The organism is Aliamphritea spongicola (genome assembly GCF_017051665.1).
Taxonomy (GTDB): domain Bacteria; phylum Pseudomonadota; class Gammaproteobacteria; order Pseudomonadales; family Balneatricaceae; genus Amphritea; species Amphritea spongicola.
Genome location: NZ_JAFIDL010000103.1, coordinates 1 through 288 on the forward strand (window position 1 = coordinate 1; position 288 = coordinate 288).

Annotated in this window: 1 protein-coding gene; it reads left to right on the forward strand. The window is 64.2% G+C overall.

What is annotated here, in order from left to right; all coding sequences use genetic code 11:
* The coding region (gene ampE / locus JYB63_RS22925; RefSeq protein WP_205660230.1) for a regulatory signaling modulator protein AmpE at positions 1-288 on the forward strand (288 nt) is incomplete at both ends.

Here is a 288-nt window from a genome sequence, read left to right on the forward strand (position 1 = left end):
GCTGTGGATCAACTTCCGTTATTACCTGGCGCCGCTGTTCTGGTTCGTGGTCTTTGGGCCGTACGGGCCGATCGCGCTGGCGGGATATGCCTTCCTGCGCGCCTATCAAACCTGGCTGGCGCGCCACAATACGCCGCTGGAGCGTTCGCAGTCGGGCATTGATCATCTGCTGAACTGGCTGGACTGGATCCCGGTGCGTTTGGCCGGGGTGGCCTATGCGTTGTTCGGCCACGGCGAGCGCGCGTTGCCGGCCTGGTTCGCCTCACTCGGCGATCGGCATTCGTCGTC